Annotated in this window: 10 protein-coding genes and 2 tRNA genes; 4 read left to right on the forward strand and 8 right to left on the reverse strand. The window is 62.7% G+C overall.

Annotated features, from left to right (window positions below):
- Positions 1–77 precede the first annotated feature (77 nt).
- Positions 78–154 (reverse strand) — tRNA-Arg (locus tag OXK16_14125).
- Between the two features lie 188 nt (positions 155–342).
- Between OXK16_14125 and OXK16_14130 the strand changes: the two genes are divergently transcribed.
- The 3 genes from OXK16_14130 to OXK16_14140 all read left to right on the forward strand — a co-directional run bounded on the left by OXK16_14130 (position 343) and on the right by OXK16_14140 (position 2,977).
- Positions 343–430, forward strand: a tRNA-Ser gene (locus OXK16_14130).
- Between the two features lie 1,174 nt (positions 431–1,604).
- A complete protein-coding gene (locus OXK16_14135) occupies positions 1,605–2,327 on the forward strand; it encodes a hypothetical protein (protein ID MDE0377082.1) in 723 nt (240 codons plus the stop codon).
- Positions 2,324–2,977, forward strand: coding sequence for a hypothetical protein (locus OXK16_14140; protein MDE0377083.1), 654 nt, complete (start codon positions 2,324–2,326; stop codon positions 2,975–2,977). Before OXK16_14135 ends, OXK16_14140 begins: the two co-directional genes overlap by 4 nt.
- Before the next feature lie 952 nt (positions 2,978–3,929).
- Here the strand turns inward: OXK16_14140 and OXK16_14145 are convergent.
- Both OXK16_14145 and OXK16_14150 read right to left on the reverse strand, forming a co-directional pair.
- Positions 3,930–6,491, reverse strand: a complete 2,562-nt coding sequence (locus tag OXK16_14145; GenBank protein MDE0377084.1) for a DEAD/DEAH box helicase family protein — start codon at positions 6,489–6,491, stop codon at positions 3,930–3,932.
- Complete coding sequence (locus OXK16_14150; protein ID MDE0377085.1) at positions 6,488–8,107, reverse strand: site-specific DNA-methyltransferase; 1,620 nt, start codon at positions 8,105–8,107, stop codon at positions 6,488–6,490. The genes OXK16_14145 and OXK16_14150 overlap by 4 nt, the downstream gene beginning before the upstream one ends.
- 1,938 nt (positions 8,108–10,045) lie before the next feature.
- Between OXK16_14150 and OXK16_14155 the strand changes: the two genes are divergently transcribed.
- Positions 10,046–10,960, forward strand: a complete 915-nt coding sequence (locus OXK16_14155; GenBank protein MDE0377086.1) for a transcriptional regulator — start codon at positions 10,046–10,048, stop codon at positions 10,958–10,960.
- Positions 10,961–11,135: 175 nt separating this feature from the next.
- Here the strand turns inward: OXK16_14155 and OXK16_14160 are convergent, their stop codons facing one another.
- The 5 genes from OXK16_14160 to OXK16_14180 form a co-directional block, all read right to left on the reverse strand.
- Complete coding sequence (locus OXK16_14160) at positions 11,136–11,753, reverse strand: hypothetical protein (GenBank protein MDE0377087.1); 618 nt, start codon at positions 11,751–11,753, stop codon at positions 11,136–11,138.
- A gap of 139 nt (positions 11,754–11,892) precedes the next feature.
- Positions 11,893–12,585: a hypothetical protein gene (locus tag OXK16_14165; protein ID MDE0377088.1), complete on the reverse strand. Its 693-nt coding sequence runs from the start codon at positions 12,583–12,585 to the stop codon at positions 11,893–11,895.
- A gap of 35 nt (positions 12,586–12,620) precedes the next feature.
- On the reverse strand, positions 12,621–13,703 hold the full coding sequence (locus OXK16_14170; protein MDE0377089.1) for a hypothetical protein: 1,083 nt from the start codon (positions 13,701–13,703) through the stop codon (positions 12,621–12,623).
- Positions 13,700–15,922: a sensor histidine kinase gene (locus OXK16_14175; GenBank protein MDE0377090.1), complete on the reverse strand. Its 2,223-nt coding sequence runs from the start codon at positions 15,920–15,922 to the stop codon at positions 13,700–13,702. Before OXK16_14175 ends, OXK16_14170 begins: the two co-directional genes overlap by 4 nt.
- The gene (locus OXK16_14180) at positions 15,919–17,334 is read right to left on the reverse strand and encodes an Eco57I restriction-modification methylase domain-containing protein (GenBank protein MDE0377091.1); all 1,416 of its coding nucleotides are present in this window, start codon (positions 17,332–17,334) and stop codon (positions 15,919–15,921) included. The genes OXK16_14175 and OXK16_14180 overlap by 4 nt, the downstream gene beginning before the upstream one ends.
- Positions 17,335–17,445 lie beyond the last annotated feature (111 nt).

Below are 17,445 nucleotides of genomic sequence, written 5' to 3' on the forward strand. Positions count from 1 at the left end.
ACGTGCTCGTGCACGGTCGTCAGTATATGCGATCTCCCCGCTAGCGTCAACGAGGAGGCGGAGGGAACTCTTCCCGGTGGCGCGGCCGGGAGGACTCGAACCCCCAACCTTCTGATCCGTAGTCAGACGCTCTGTCCATTTGAGCTACGGCCGCACGGGTTGTATGCCGGAAACTCGGCGTCGCGGTGGAAGACGACACCGGTTGCTGCCCTCTAACGATAGTCGCGGTTGATCCTGTACCGGAAGCCGCCCGACCGCCAAGGCCGTCAGGCTCGAGCCGCAGGTATCATGGGCGGTCAGGCTGACTCAGGATCCCCCGATCGCGAGGGGACCGGGTAGCACGGAGAGGTGGCCGAGCGGTCGAAGGCGCTCGCCTGCTAAGCGAGTAGGGGGTAAACCCCCCTCGAGGGTTCAAATCCCTCCCTCTCCGCCCAGAGTTGTGCATACAACCAGGTAAACGGCCATTTATATCAAGTGGTTATCACTTTCACTGTACTTTGGTGTCTTGCTGGGGAGACTCAAGCGTTAAGGGAATCGATCGGCAGGTGCCTCCTGGCTGGCAGCGCTGTGGCTCACGGGTTTGGTCTTGGTATCGTTGGCGAGGCAGCCCTGTAGGGTGTGCCCTAGCCGGAGTGTGTGCCATGCGGAAAATGAGCCTGTTTGAGTTGCTCGGCCGTCCCGTGGCCGCTGCGAACTCTGATCGAGGGACCCACATCACCCTTACCGACGAAACTTACGACGATGATAGCCTGCTGCTGATGGAGCACGTTGGCATAACGATAATGAAGTCCGGCTCGACCGCCGACCCCAAATGAACCCCTACTGCCCTTGACCTGATGCCAAAGGTGTCAGCTATCGATCGGCAGTTAGCCGGATACACTCATCTTCCGGCGATTGCACCGAAGTACGGGGGTTGACGTTGAGCGGTTGGCTGGGGCGTCGCGGTGGGTCGCAGTCTCTCCGCCTGGTGAGGGTCTGGAGTGCTGCGCGCCGGGCCGTTGCGGGGGCTGCTGGTCCGTTCGCTGTACCATGCGCTCGGTTCACACTTCGCCGGGCATCTCGCTTCCCGATCAGATGGATTGCTGCTAGACGGCCCACCGACCCCGCTTGGCGTCAGGGCCAGGGTTGGCCCTGCTGACAGATTGCGGCACTCGGCATCGAATGAAGCCAGCCTGCGCGGTAGAAGTTCAACAGGAGGACATGACGTTGGGAAGGACCAGTTTGTTTGAATTACTCGGCCGTGCGGTCCCAGGACTAGTTTCGGATCAAGGTACCTACTACACCGATAGCCCTGAAACGTACGATGACGCTGGCTTGCTGCCGGGGATCGAGGAGTACGGCACGAGCTTCACGCGGGCAGACTTCGAGACCTACGACGACGATGCTCTAGCATCGTTGATGTGAGGGCCCCCTGCCCTTTGCTGGTTGGCAGTGAGGCAGACACTCACCTTCAAGCCGTTGCCCAGAGATTACGAGCGCGTCACGTCGAACCTGTTGTCTTCGATGCCGACACTCTCGCAAATGTCGGCTACTCCTTCTCACCGAGAGGGCTTGTTGTCGGTGGGGTATCGATTGCCGATAAGGGGCGAGCCTGGCTCCGGAGGGTGGCACCGAGACGGTGGACTACCGGTGATCGGGTTGGGTCTGTTCCGGATGTCTCCTTCCGCGCCCGAGTCCGTCTTATCGCGTCGATCGCCCGCTACGGCCACCGCGAGTGGATCACTCCCCTCGACGTGCTGCAGCGAGCTGAGGACCGTATCCATCAGCTTGCCATAGCATCCAAGCTAGGAGTAGCGATTCCTCCGACAATCGTCTCATCGGACCCGGCCGAGATCAGGCGGACCCTCGGGTCAGACACCGTGATCAAAGCCCTTGGAAGTGGTGCGTTCGTCAACGCGGAAGGACAACCCCAGGCGGTGTACACAACTCCTCTGACCACGGAACTGTTGGAATCAGGCGACTTCGGAGCCGCTCCATTTGTCGCCCAGGCCCGGATCGACGCCCATAGCCACCTTCGCGTAGTGACAGCGGGGACAGTGGTGAGAACCGCAGCCCTCGATGCGGACGACTGGCCTCTCGATTGGCGCATGGCCGACGACGCCCATCGCTCTTGGCGCAGGCATCACTCACCGGAGGTCGAGGCCCAGGCTGTAAGCCTCGCCGCCGAACTCGGCGTCGGTTTCTCAAGCCAGGACTGGCTAGTCCCGGTGGCGGGCCCCCCGGTGTTTATCGACCTGAACCCTGCCGGTCAGTGGATGTTCCTACCCGCCGACGTAGCCGAGCCCATAACCCAACAAATCGTCAACTTCCTCAGCTACCAACCATGACCAAAGATCCTGCACCCGACCACTCTCACCAGTCCGAAGCCCCGGCACAGCCAGCGGAGACCACCAACCAGTGGCGGTCTAACCACGCACTCTTCGTCCTCGCCGTGCTCTCCCGCTACCGCATCAAACTATACAGAGACAGGAAGGTCCATCGTGGCGTCGTTGGCGAAGGGATTCGAACCTGGGACCAACAGGACAAGGCCCTAGCAATCGAGGAAGGCCGTCGACAACTCGACGCCCAACTCGCGCAACGTCAGTACGTAACCAGCAGAGCCAGCGCCCTCCTACCTGTCGGGATTGCAGCATCTGTGTTCTTTCTCACAGCGCTTGACGGCCTCGACAAGACCGGACCATGCGCACAAGTGATCGCTCGGGCCCTGCTTGTATCGGGTGCTCTCCTCGCCGTCTGGGGAACTCTCGTTATGGGCGCGCTCATCGGATGCCGAGCAAGATACAGGCGAACCGATACCCTCCAACTCACACACGAACCTGGTGGCTTGCTTACCTATCTTGCCCACGACTACGCCGAGAACGTCGCCACGGGCGACAACACCAACGCCGCCCTACTAACCCATCTGGGAACCGGTGTCACCTGGATCGCATTAGGAGCAGTTCTCGGCACCGGCGGCGTAGCCGTCTCCATGTGGTAAGTCCTAACAGAAGCCCTGGCCAGTCAAACCGGGATTGCTGCCCAAACCTCGTGCGCCAGGATCACGATCCCGTATCAGGAAGGAGCGTGACCATGGTGGATCTGTTGGTAGAAGCTGTCCGCTGCCCTTAGCACAGGTTCGTCGTACCAGACGCTGGGGCCGCGACGCCGAGTTCCCTCCAGTGGTCGGACTACTTTGGTCTTTGTCTTCTGATTGCGAAGAAAGGAACATATAGCGGTTTCTTACAGTAGTCAAGCTAACCCCAGCATCTCCGTAACTTCAGCCCCAAGCGCCGGAACCCACGTTCACGGCTCGATAGCGCTGGTCGGGATTGTGGAGCCGCAGAGTCGGCCAGCACTGTCGGTCCGGTCCCAACATCCACGAACCGTCGGCGACCTCTGGTGCCATGGCCCATGCCGGAGGACCGCTTGAGAACTACGTGTAAGACAACTCCGGCGGCACTGTCGCTCAAAGGGATTGGAGAGTCGCCGCGGACTGCTCGATAACGGCAACGGCTTGATGGAATTGCCTTAAGTCGGTTGTATCCGGAGCCGCAGCGAATCGGCGGATCAGGCTTCCTCGAAACCCTCTCGGGTACCAATCTGAAACCCTATCTACCTGGGATAACGCTCGCTCCTGTCCTTCGTGGTGGTTTCACCTGAGCGCCGCCCGTAGGGTTACTGGAAACGCCGTCTCTTCTCCGGTGGCGCGGCGAGCGCAGCTTTCAGCACCTGTTCGGCTGTGACAGTGATCGGTTCGGTCACGGGAAGGCCCTGCTTCCGCTTGTTCTCACGCCTAGTAACGAATGACCTCCATGTAAGCACAGGGTTTAGGATACGGAACGGCGGCACCACTGGTGAACCACCCGAGGGATGATCTGTCGAACCAGCGTGCCAACACTCCCCGTCCGACTCAGCTCAGAACGCCGCTGGCGACCCGGCCGCGTCAGCCCCTATTGCAGCTTCGCCTCGGCGAACAGCATCTGGTTCAACCGGGCCTGCCACTCCTCCTCATCCACCACCTCGAAGCGCATCGCCTTGGTAGTCATCGCGGGTACGAACTCGGCCCAGTCTGCCTTGCGGGCATGCTCGCTGCAGATGTCGAAGACCGATCGCTTGTAATCGGTGTCCTCCGCCGCCTTCAGGTGAACGCCCTTCGTCTCGACCACGAACACCTCGTTGAACCCGTCCTCCGGTGCGGCATCCTCGCCTCGCAGCGTCACGATGAAGTCGGCATAGATCCGGCGCGGCTTCCAGCCTTGCACGTAGTAGTCCTTGCGGGCGCGGTTGCGATACCAGAAGAACAGGCGTGCCTGCTGATCCAAGTAGGTCGCGACCTTGTTCTCGAATCCGTTCAGCTCGTCCTCTGTGGTGATGTCGAACAGGTTGCGCTGAAAGGGGGCGCCGTCTTCCCGATTGGCCCTCCTCGCCTTCGGCGCCTCGATCTCAGCAGGCAGGCGATTGAAGTCAAGATCCTCCGCGACCACCAGGAAGCGCATCTCGCCCGATCTGAGCAAGTCGGCGAAGACGTCCCGTGACAAGCGGTCGCGCTCACGCTCAAGGTGTCGGCGCAGTACTTCGAGCACCAAGGCATAGTTCGCCTTGACCCGCTCGGCCGGGTATCTCCGGAGCAGGCCCTCGAACGCTTGGATCGCCAACTCCCGTCCCCGCCACGGGTTGGGTACGATGTCCAGAAGGTGGCTGGCCGCGAAGAAGTAGTCGACCAGCTCTCCATCCGCTCCACCGGCGGCATCAGAGGCTCGGTAGCCGACCGTCCACGACGGGTCGTCGCCATCAAGACCTGTCCGCAGGTCTTGGTCCCCCATCGAACCCGCGTCTAGCGTCAGGTCGGTCATCGGCGAGAGGTCGATTTGGTCCCAGGGAAGCCGCGACAGTATGTCCGTCTCGTGGTGGACCAGACGCCAGCCGTCCGTTGTGTCTTCGATCATGAAGGCCGGCATGACGAGGTCGCGCGCCGCTCTCTCGAACTCCGCTCGCCGACGGGTGAGGATGGTCATGTTCGCGTCATCGTGGCGCCGGCCGTCCTCGACGATCCGGCCTTCGAGACCCTGCAAGCCTTCGATACCGAATCCCTTTCTGACCTCTGCCAAGAGCTCTGCACCGCGGCGGCTGAAACAGAACACGTAGCTCTCGTCGAGTAGGGGGACTCCCGTCTTGGTGGCGTAGGGCTGCCGCAGGATGCGGCCCACCAACTGCGTAATCCCGGTTCTCGAAGACGGGTTGGTGAGGATGGCGAGGACGTAGGCGAACGGACAGTCCCAGCCTTCCTGCAACGCCTGCTTGGTGATGATGAAGCGGATTTGACAGTCGCGTGACATCAGACCGCCGACGTCGTCCACCTCCTTGAGTTCGTCCTTGGAGCTGGTCTTGACGGCAATGTGCTCGGGGGCGATTCCCCGGTGGCGCATCAGGTACTCGCGCACGTCTTCGGTGTGGACATACTCGGGCTTGCGCTGTTGGCGGCCGGTTCTCTCCACCTGGATCACACAGATAGGCCGGATGTAGGTTCCGGAGTCGGCTTCATGATGCCGTGCCTCGGCCTCGAGGCGTTCGCGGTGCTGAACCGCCTCGAGGAGGCTGCTGCGCCAATCGTTGCTCGCCTTGTTGCGGATGTGCAGGTCGAGCTTGATCATGCCCTCAGCGTTGAGTTCCCGTCCGAGAATCTCCACGAGCACGTTGGCGGTCGGTGCGGGCGTGGCTGACAGTTCGACGATCATGCAGGGGTTGAAGCCTTCCAGCGTCGCCTTGGCGCCGGCGCTGTAGGCCCTGTGTCCCTCATCGAGGATGATCAGTGGTCTGAGCACGCGCACCGTGTTCCCGAGAGATGTCTTGACGTACCGGCCCCAGAGCCCGGGTGTCTGATCGAATGTGTCCAGGTTGGGGAAGTCGTCAAGGAGTCCGGCGTGAGCCTGGGGGTCGTCGTCCGCCGGGAAGAACCGGTCGAAGCCTCCGCTGTCATGGAACATCCGCAGCGTCTCCTTCGTCTGCCGGTTGGCGGACGGCAGCATGAGCAGGAGCACGCACAGATTCTCGGCAACATCCCGTGGGCCGAACGCGGCGGTCTTCTCGAGGATGAGCGTGCGTTGACCCGACGACAGGTCGAGTTGCTGGCGGTAGGGGTGGTCGCGGTCCTTGAGCGCGTTCAGCGTCTGGTTGTAGATCTGCGTCGACGGGACGATCCACAGCACCAGGCCGCGCCGACTGCGCCGGATGTGCCTGTTCGCCAGGTCGATCACCCGCGTGGCGAGCAGCGTCTTGCCACCCCCGGTGGGGATTTTCAGGCAGAAGGTAGGCAGTTGTTCACCGAGCCCATTGCGGCGGGCACAGTAAGGTCGCCCTACCGCGGTCTTGTTCCACGCCCGCTCCACCCAGTCAAAGCTCCAGTCGGGGTCCTGGGCTCTGGCTGCCGCATCCTTGTCCCTCCACACGGCGAGGTCCTCCAGAAAGCTCCGGACCGTCTCCAAAGCTCGCTGCTGGTAGTCCTTGAGGATCACCGATCCAGCCCTTCGATCGCCTGGTAGATCTGGAAGGGAAGTTGCTGGAAGTCTATCCGGTACTTGTGGAGGTACTCGCGATCGAGGTACTTAGTCGGCGCGAACACGAGCCTCCGCCTTGATCCTTCGGGCAGGGCGCGGGCCACAGACAATGACAGCGTCAGGCTCTTGAGCTTCTCGATGTCGGGCTCGTAGATGAGGAAGACATCGTGGTCGGCGGTGCGCCCGATGAACCCGGTGTCCCGATCTATGTCGGCCGGGTCGAACTCCTGGCCCGTTGCGGTGAAGAAGACGTAGCCGGCCAGCTTCTCCCAGGACGGCAGGTGGGAACCGTCGAGGAGCGACTCCTGCCCCATCGGGCGCCCAAGCTCAAAGTAGCTGAAGGTACCGCCCAGCCCAGCCTTCAAGGCATCGTCCCGGGCGCTGGGTACACCCTTAATGACGCGCCGGACCCGCTCGGCCGTCACGGTGTCTGCGTACTCCTCGCACTCGACGAGGATGAAACGCCGGTTGCCGCCGTCTTCCTTGTTCTGCGCGAGAACGGCGTGGGCCGTGGTGCCGGAGCCCGCGAAGGAGTCGAGCACGATGGAATCGGGATCGGTGGACAAGAGGATGATCCGTTGGATGAGCTCGAAAGGCTTCGTGGTGAAGCGGGGAGCGTCTTCAGCGAAGAGTTGCAGCAGCGTTTTTCTCGCGCCTTGTGTGTGGTTCACTTCCTTGTAAGGCCAGATCGTCTCTGGGACCAAGCCTGGCTGGACCTCGGAAAGGAAGCGCTTAATCGCAGGTGTTTGGTTTCCGTCCGTACCCCACCATATCCGGTTGTCGTTGTCCAATTCTCGGAGCCTCTCTGACGAGTACCGCCAGTACGCTCCCGCAGGGGGTCCAGGTATGACCCGCCCGCCAGGGCACTGTATTGAGTAGACCCCTTTGCTATATGGATTGCGAGCCGAAAGGTCGCTGGCCTTCCAAGGGCCTCTAGGATCATCATCTCGATTGCTGTAGCGCGCATCCGCTTCAGGAGTCCGCGGAAGCAATCGCCGATTGAATAGCTCCTTACGATTCGCATAGACCACTACAAAGTCATGATTCTCGGAGAAGTACTTAGCACTGCTCTTGGGGGCGTACACCTTTTCCCAGATGATCGTTGCGACAAAGTTCTCCTCCCCGAACACCTCGTCCATCAGACAACGCAGATGATGGACCTCGTTGTCGTCGATGGACACGAAGATCGCACCGTCCTCCCGGAGCAGTTCCCGGAGGAGTCGCAGGCGCGGCATCATCATGCAGCACCACTTGTCATGGCGGGTCAGGTCGTCGCGGTCGACCACCTTGCCCAGCCAATCACGCATGATGGGCGAGTTGACGTTGTCGTTGTACGCCCAGCCCTCGTTGCCCGTGTTGTAGGGCGGGTCGATGTAGATGCACTTCACCTTGCCGTGGTAGGTGGGCAACAGGGCCTTGAGAGCGGTCAGGTTGTCGCCGTGGACGATCAGGTTGTCGCGCAGGCTCGCCTTCTCGCTCGTCCCCTTCTCACGAACCGGCAGCAACTCGTGGAAGGGCACGGCCAGGTGATGGTTCTCCACGAACACCCTCCCCTTGAAGCCGAGACGGGGCAAGACAACCTCCTCCAGCCTGCGTGATCTCAGCCTGAGGATAGGGGGTGGGTGTGACAGTCCTGCGGCACCCCGACACCCGGGCGGCGAATTCTCCGGCCTCTCAGATGCGGTGTACGCATTGGGTTCCTGCGGCGGTCAGGACGAGATGTCCGACCGTCGGTCTCGTGGGTGCCGTTCGCGTTAGACGAGCCCGAGGTAGGCGAGGCGGTCTATTCGGTTGACGGTTGTGGCGGTGGTGGTGTCGAGTTGGTCGGCGAGGTCAGTGACTGTTGGCCGGCGGGTGTGGGGCTGATGCGTAGTAGGCATAGCACGTGGTAGTCCTGTCGGTTGGCTAGTCCTTCGTGGCGGGTGATTCGGTCGAGTCCGTTGAGGGGGTTGGTGTTCGCACTGCACAATGCGAGCGGCGGATTCGATTCGGGCGAAGTCCCGCCAGCAGTTCCCCGAAGGCACCACTCCCTTTCATGACATAGGCCTACCAAATACGAGGCAGCATCACACCGTATGACGCCGTGTGCGTAGCGCCTGCGGGAGGGTTCGGTGGCTCGGTGCTGACGAGAGACGCCTGCCGGCCCACGCCCCCGGCTCAAATGCCCGATCCGTGTCCTCAGAAACAGGCAGTATCCGGCAGATCGGCGGCTTGCGTGCTACTGATCCCCGCTGAGACGGTGGTGTCGGCCCTGCAAGAGCAGCCCGGTCGCGGATCCACCGCATCGCGGTCGCGTATCCACCCCCAACGGTCGCGCATCCGGTCGCGTATCCCTCTGACCAGGGCCTTCGCGACTCTCCGGTGGAACTCTCGGCGCACAAGGACAAGCCCGGCTGAACCCCAAACCTCCCCGCCGCCGGTGCCCTCGCATCGGCGGCCGTCTGTCTGGTCCCCGATAGCCGCTTCCGCATGGCGCATCGGCGGGCTGAAGGGTGACGAGCGGGCGGCAGGCAGAGGACGAGGAGAGTTACGGTGAATGGGGCGGCTACCAGGGGTTACTCCCGGCTACTTGTAGAGCAGGTTGGATATCGACAACCTGGCAACGGCCTCCCGGTCTGGCTATCTCGGCTCGGCCAATCCTGTCGACCGGTAGAGAGCCACAACTGCCTGGCGGAATGACTCCCGCGCCCGGGCCCCACTGGGTTCCGGCATCCTCCCGAGCTCGGCTCCAGAACACATCCGCCCTCTGGCTCATCCGCCCCTCAATGATCCTGCCCTGGGACATATGTCCCCTACCAATGCGGACATATGTCCTCATTTTAATGAAAACTTGGCTACGCCTTTCAACCACAGTTGACGCCCCTCGCGGGACATATGTCCCCCAACCCCAGGGACATACGTCCCCGTCCCCGTTGCCCGTTCCCCCAGGGTCCTGTCCATCCGCCGATCCCTTCAGATCCTCCCCGCCAGCCATCCACACGCACACCCTCTTCGGTGTCCTCCCCTTCTCGCACTGCTGCCTCGACCTTCTCGGGGGGTTTGCCGGAGAAACCCCTGGTGTCGGTGCTCTTGGGCGCTGCCGTAGCCAGCCTCTCCACCGCCCGGCGGTGGACCCACCTCGGCCATACTGCTTGGCCGGACGGCCGCGGTGTTGCCCCGAGCCCTGCTGCGACTTGTGCCCCCCGGGATGGCCTGTGGCCTGGACAGATACCCCCCCCCAACAACGGGCCCGCCGCTCCCGGCTTGCTGCCGAATCCCCACTGTGGCTGCCCAGGGCGTCTGCCCCATCGAATCGCCAGCAAAACCCCAGGTCGGAGGGATGCGCGACCGGATGCGCGACCGGTCGCGGTTGAGCGCGACCGCAGGGGGGTGGATCCGCGACCGGGCTGGGGGGTCGTGTTGGGTATGTTCGGTGACGACAACACGCCCCGGTGACGGTCCCATTCGGGTGGGGGACGACACGGCGGGCTGGTACAGGACGGCGGGCAATGCGCGGAAGAAGGGAGAGGTGGATGGGGAACCAGACCCACGCCTGCTGGCTGGTCAAGGTGGGGGAGTGGAATAGGGGTGCTGCGGTTATGGTTGGCTGTAGTGGAGGTGGTGGGGTGGACCACGAAAAGTTCCTATCGGTCGAGCCGGTGTTTACCGGTTCAGAACTCGCTGAGTTCCTGGCGGATCATGGTGAGTCCGACCCGTTCCACGCCGCCCGCCGCCTCGAGGAGGGGTGGGTGCGTGCGGGGCGGGTGGTGGTGGTGCGGCCCGGGTTGTTCGCGGTGGTGGCCGACGGTATCGACCCGGTGCGGTTCCAGCCGATGCCGGCCCTGGTTTCGACCAAGATGGCCCTAGACGCCGTGGTGTCACACCACACGGCGCTTGATTTTTGGGGTGTGTCGTATTCGTTGTGGTTCGACGCTGTGTACTCGGCTACCGAACCGGCCCCGCCGTTGGGTTTCCGGGCCGTGTGTTATCGGGGTGTTCGTTTCCCGCAACGGCTTATCGATTCGGGGGATCAGCATTTCGGGGTGGTGACCCGAACCTACGCGGACGGCACCGTGCGGGTAACGACGATGGAACGCACCTTGGTGGATGTGTTGGCGGATCCCGATTATGGGGGGAGTTGGGATGAGATCTACCTGTCGGTGACCCGGGCGGACCAGATCGATGTCGAGGCGGTGGCTGCTTACTGTCAGCTGCGGGACGGTGGGCCGGCTTTGCGAGCGAAGGTGGGGTTCTTCTTGGACCAGCACCGAGGGTTGTGGGGAATCTCTGCTAGTGACTTGGACCAGTTCCGCCCGGCACTCCCGGAGCGCCAGTCGGGGCCGTTCCACCTCGATCCGGCGCCGGTCCCCCGGCCCTGGTTCGTCGAGGGCTGGAATCTGGTGGTGCCGGTAGTAGTTATCGAACGCCAATGGGAACTGGTTTTCTGACACCGCCGACCCGCCGGGAGCTCTGTGTCGTGTTGGTGGGGTTCGCGCGTTCCGACGACGCTCGGCACCCGGTTTGTGTCGAACCCGAAGACGGGCCTCTCACCGTTGGGCATCTGTCGGCCGTTTCGGGTCGGACCGTTGAACTACTCGGGGCGGATCCCGAATCACAGCTCCATTACAGCCACCCCGAAGTTGGTGCGCAGCTACGCCTTGGCCTCTTCCGGCGGCGCCGAGCTGATGCTGTCGTCGAAGCTGTCGAAGCGTCGGGCGTGTTCGACGCCGACACCCCAGCCTCAGCCAGATGCGTCAACGACGAGTGGCGGAGCTGGTGGAGGGTCCACCCCCCGGAGTATCTCTTGAACCCAGCGGCGGCTGTTCGGTAGCTGAGCCGGGCTTGGCCGGTCGGCTCGTACAGGTCACGGCGGGCCGGTGCGATGCGGGTCCGCCACCGGGTGAGGAAGACGGGGCCGGTGGTGCGGTTGGTGAGGTAGCGGCCCAAGAGCCGGGCGGTGGGCGCCGCCCACACCACCATGTCGACGTTGCCGCCCTTGCTGCGGATCCGGGCCCGCCGCCTTGCTTCGGCAACCACCGTGACGGTCTGGGCGGCGAGAGCTGCCCAGACCTGGTCGGTGAGTTCGTTGGCTGTCCGCTTTGGAGCGTTTCGCCACCAGCGTCCGGACGCGGGCTTTGCCGGGCGGATACGCACCCTGCGGGCGCTGATCACCCAGATCAAAGAAATCGACAGCCAGATCGCCACGATGGTCACCGACCTGGTCCCGACCCTCACCGACATCTATGGGATCGGGACCCTGGGCGCCGCCGAGATACTCGACCAGGTCGGTGACGGCGCCAAGTATCGGACTAAGAGCGTTAGCGGATGGGCGACCGGTATTGAGAATCGTAGGGCTGCCGAGGACTCTGCAACCCGCCCATCAACGATGCTCGTCGTCACACCCGCGGCAGTACCAATGGGTCGACCGGCAACAGTCAGCCATAGCCGGGGGGAATCGGTTCATCAGGTGCCCTGAGCCCGTGAAGAATGCGCAGCGCTTCCGCAGGTCCTTGAATGCGCGGCGCACGTCCTTCTGCGATCCCTCCCAGAGCAGGTGGTCGGCGCAGACTTGTTCGACGGCCGAGAAGACATCCATCTGAGGTGTTGGTGTTCGGACGTTGGACAGAATAGGCGCGACCTTGTCGTCGAGCGCGTCGCGCTCGCAGCCAGGGATTCCTGTTGTGAGGTCCTTCATCGAGCTGATTTGAGCATGGAAGACAGGGTGTCCTAGGTCATCCTTGGACTGGTCGTAGTGAGCACCGTAGACGTGCTCGAAATGTGACTGCTTTGCTCGGACGTAAGCGACCCTTGTGCTGAATTGCGTGGTTCTGAGCACGTCTACGGTGCCGTCGAACTCGATCCACCCATCGATGACGACATGCAGGTTTGGGGCGTCCCGCTTCGCCCGCTCAGGCAAGTAGAACCTGATTGGGTTCACCTTCACGCAGATGTGCTCATTGGTTGTGACTCTGAAGATCTCGTTGCCCGACGTTGGCGCGACAGATACGGACGGATTCATTCGCGTGACGATTCCCCGGATCCAGTTCCAATTCGTGTTCAGCAGTTTCTCCACCGTTCTGGCTCGGCGGGCGGGCGAGTTTACTGGGCTCATTGGCCGAGGAGCGGTGCCCACTCGTCGTGGTATTCGCGCTCAACGCGACTTGAGGTGGCACCGCTCGGGATCCAGCCACTTCCGGCGACTGAACAGTCGCTGCGGACGCATACCGGGCGATTCGTGAAGGGACAGTGGAACCCTCCTCTCGTCCCCGCACAGCCGTCGCGAGCACACTCGTGCCGGGTCAGGGGGCGGCCGAGCGCCGTTTCGATGGCCGCTCGGTGAAAGGCGCCGATGTCGTCCGCGGAGTCAGTCACCGAACCGAAGAGGTCCTCTAGGACGGCGTCGACGGATTCTCTCCAGAACAGCTGGCCCAGTCGTGAGAACGGGCCCCCATAGAGCGCCGCATTGAACATCTCCGTCAACTCTGCTCCTTCGTCGACGCCGGCCCCTACATACGCGCACAGCGCGTCTATCCCGAGGAGCGGACCCGCGAATCTTGTGATCACGTTTGCGAGGTAGTGGCCGAGCGTGTAGCTGATAGCGGCCTCCGGCGACCGCTCACCTGTGGACGTGGTGGATTGGCTGCCGATGATTCGCTTGGCTACGGCCGTTCCGCCGTTCCCAAGGCGAGCCATATACAGAGCGAAGTCCGACTCGAGGTGGGGTCGTTGAACTGCGTGCGCGAGGTACCTGGCAAGGCTGGTCGTGCCAGGGTCCAGCTCCAGTTCCGCAATCGCGGCCGTAAGCTCTGTGAAGCCATAGTACGTCGCTGTGATGTAGTCGGCGCCGTCCTCGTCGTTGGGCGGGATGCGAAGCTCAAACAGGTCGGCGTCTCGTGGAAGGAGTTGTGGCGTCCTACGGGAGAAGTCGCCGACCGGTATCGCGAGTTGTTGGCACCATCTGACGATCGTGGCGCCGAAGAAGCCACGGAGGCCACCTGCCGTGAGATCCTGATCTGTTGCAACGAGGACCGTTTCGCCGTCGTCGACGCGCTCTCGGAACACGACCGCCACGTCGTCTTCCGAGCCGGGCTGCCACCTCGCGATGCTTACGTCTGGCAAGCGAGCCTCTACGGCGGCGTGTAGGCCGTCGAGGAGTCTTGCGTCATCATCGATCAAGACGATTTCGCTCATGGGCCCTCCGGAGCTAGCGGGATGCGTACTTGAATGCAGGTGTTGAACCCGGGGGGCGGGTCCACGACGTTGGCGCTTCCGCCGTAGGCGGCAGCGCCGCGCCTCACAAGCGTGAGCCCGAGACCCATTCCGGAGCCGAGCGGGTCGAGGCGGCCGGACGTGGTTGTGAACAGCGGATCGAACACCCGGTCGCGCAAGGCGTCGTCGATCCCCACGCCAGTGTCCGATACCTCTATGGTGTGCCAGGAGCGCTCGTTCCATGCGCGGAAGGCGATCGTCTGCGGATCCGAGCTCGGATTGGCTGTTGTCGCCTTCAGCGCGTTCGACAGAAGGTTCTGTGCGATGCCGTTGTAGAGGCTCGGCGGGACTAGCGGAGCGTCGACGTCCTTTTCGACAGCGATCTCGACGGCGATGTGGCGCTCGGCTGCGTAGGACCCGAAGACCTTGGCGATTTGGCGGAGGCGGGGTAGGGCCTGGTACGGGCTGTCGGGTGTTGTCTTGCTGCCTTGGATGTAGCCCGAGGCGTAGGTCGCGAACTGTTGGAGTGTCTTGATGCGGTCCGCCAGCCGAACCGCGCGTTCCGACGCCGACGGGTCATTGGCGCTCTCCAGATCGCGTTGCGCAGCTTGGAGAACCGCCACGGCCACCCCGAACTCGTGCGTCATGAAGCCTGCCACGACCCCAAGCAGGCTCATCACCTCAAGCTGTCGTTCTCGTTCGTGAGCCGCTTCTGCCTGCGTCTGGAGCAGGCCTTGGCTCGTTTCGAGGGCGGCAATGATCTGGCGTTTCTGCGGCCCCGAGATCGAGGGATTTGCCTGGATCGCGTTGATTGCCCGCTGGGTCTCAGCGTCCGACGCAGCGCGGCTCAGCGCTTCGGCCTTCGCTTGCTCTTCGAGTTGAGTTGCGCGGTCGACGTAGGCGATCGCCTCTAGTGCTCCGCGGACGAGGTCCCGCAGGTGTTTGAAACCGGTGTTGTCAATGAATCCCTCCCGGTCAGCCGCCGGCACCAGGTCGCTCTCGCTACTTGCGCCCCCGCCCCTGCGGGCTCGGACCTCGACTACTCCGACCACCTGCGCGGACTGAGGGAGTCGGAGCATCCAGTTGAGCTTCGTGTCGCCTTGTTCTGCCTCAGACATCGGGAAGTACTTGCGCGCGAGCGGCGACCTCGGATCCCGTTTCCGGCGCGCCACGTCGGCTTGGAGAGATAGCCAATCGTCACCGGCTGTGCCGTAGGGTTGAACTCGGAACGCTCTATCGAATACGGCGACGCCTGCGTTGTCCTTAATCCACTTGTACGCGGCCGTGCCATTTATGTCGGTGCCTCGGAACGTTCCAGAGCGTTTTGGGAAGAACCGCACATCGGCGGAGACGGACCCGAGGCCGGACTGCTGTGGGTGCTTGATCTTCAGGTAGGGCTTGGACTCGCCTCGCCGGAATACGTTGAGGGCTACGTGAGTCCTCGTCACCTTGAGCTCCGCACGCATCACGAAGTGCTCGAGCACCGAGGCGGCGACATCATCGATTGTGGTGTCCTCGTCTTGGATCTCGAGCGCGAACCCCGGGTCGGGCACGCGCCTAGCCGTCGCTGCTGAAGCGCTCGGATCCGAATTGCGAAAGAGGGGGCGCAGTGGCGACAGGAGACCGACGGAGGCCGTGCGGACTGCGCGCAGTTCCTTTTTCGTCAGATCGCGAGCATCACCGATAGTGAGAGTCGTCCCCGTCTCGTGTCCTCCCTCCAAGACCTCAAGCTCGTATGGCACTTCAACCTGACCGATGTCTTCGTGTCGATCGAACATTGGCCAGTCGAAGTGGGCTCGCAGTCGCGTGTGCTCGCCACGTTCCTCGTCATACGCGATGGACTCGAGGTCTAGCGATGGTCCGAGGAACCGAACAGCGAAGCGACCGATCCCCTTCTCGCCGGTAATCTGGCGGTTGAAACGGCGGGAGGTAGCGGCCGCTTCCTTTGAGCTGGTCCCGACGCGCATCCATGCCGTGCGGAACTCATGGAGCGTCATCCCGCGCCCATTGTCCCCAACCCAAATCGAGCCTGATTCGTGACGAAGGGTGCAACGAGACGCATCGGCGTCGTACGAATTCTTCACGAGTTCGACGAGTGCCACCTCGGGTGACCGGACGAGCCGCTCGCCCAACTCACGGAGCAGGCGCGCTTCGACACTGAAGGTGAGCAGACCGCGCTCCACTCTGGACGTGGCACTCATGTGACCCCGCCGCGCACCTCACGCGCCGACAGGAGCAGAGTGTTGATCTGCCCGATCTCAAGCTTCCTCATCCCGTTGGCGTGCGGAACAATCCGCTCGGGCAGGTCCGGATCGCTTAGCAACGAACGGAACGCCATTAGGTCATGCTCGTCGGCGTCGTAGATCCCGCAGACGGAGCCGACAGCTCTTGCCCGGATCAGGTTGTCGACGCACTTAGGAGCGTCCTTCTTGAACGACGATGCCATCAGCGCAACAGGGACGGGGGGCATGTCAAAGCGCCACCACTCGTCGCGAGCGAGGCACGTCTTCGTTTGGTACAGCTCAGCGGGGACGCTGTTGAAATACGCGCTCAGCCGGTTGCTTGGGACGCGGTCCGTTCGCGGCAGCCAGCACCGGCGACCTGCCTGTTCGAAGTGTCGCTTGAAGACGGAGCTTGAGATCGCCGTAGTTCCGGTCGAGAGGCCCCGCAAGCTGGTGACGCATGGAACCACGTCGGTGCCTCTACGAAGCCCATGTCTGGCCCTCTCGCCCTCCGTTAGGACCAGTGCCTTCTGCGTGCCAGGACTCAGGCCGCGCTTGGCGAATGGCTGGTCGAGGAAGCGACCTCGCGCCGAAGTGTAAGCCAGCACCCCGGCGTCTGAGCCCGTCGGGGTTGACCGCTCAGTCGACGATCCCTCGAAGTCGGCGAAGTAGCGCCAACTTGCACGTGCCCGTTCACGTTTGTCGATCACAGTCAGAGAGGCGGTGGTCTGAACCCCGTCGAACACCGCATCACCCAGGTGGTAGACACTGACGCCCCAATCGTTCTCGAGGATGTACCGGCGGAGTGGTTCCGATGACGGCCTCGACACCCATTCGTACGGGATCACTAGCGCGCAAAGGCCATCAGGTGCAGTCGAACTCAGGGCGAGAAGAGTGAAGTACTGCCATGCGTTCGCGAGTCCTGACATGGCCACTCCGGTCCGCTGCTCGACGACTTCCGCTGCAGCGTGACGCCAGCCAGGAGGGAGGTCCTGGTTTCGCACGTACGGCGGATTGCCGATGCAGGCACCGAAGTCTCGTCGTCGAGAGGAGAACGCACATGCGTTCTTGATCGAAGCGTTCGCGGGCAGATCCACGCCTCGATACTTTGACCGGTCCACTTCGAATCCCAGGTATGTGCGATAGGCTCCGGTCGAGGCGAACCTTCCGTCACCGGCACCGAAGTCAACGACGTCAAGGCATTCGATGTCTCTGCGCAGGCCAACCTGGTGCCAGACCGCATCAACGAGCGTTTGGGGCGTGTCAACTTGACAGCGGTCGAGATAGAGCGACACCTGGTCAGAGCTTCCCCACGATTCGATCGCCGGCGTCAGGACTCGCGAGCTGCTAGGTCCGTTAGGTGCCTGCGCCGTCGGTACTGTCTCATCCACCGTGGCAATGGTAGAGATGGAGTTCCCCCCATGTGCTGGACACTTGGTTCATGCGGCCGTGTGATGGTAGTAGGGGTAGCCGTAGAAAATGGACAAACATGTTACGGTTTC

It is taken from the genome of bacterium (genome assembly GCA_028821235.1).
Taxonomy (GTDB): Bacteria; Actinomycetota; Acidimicrobiia; order Spongiisociales; family Spongiisociaceae; genus Spongiisocius.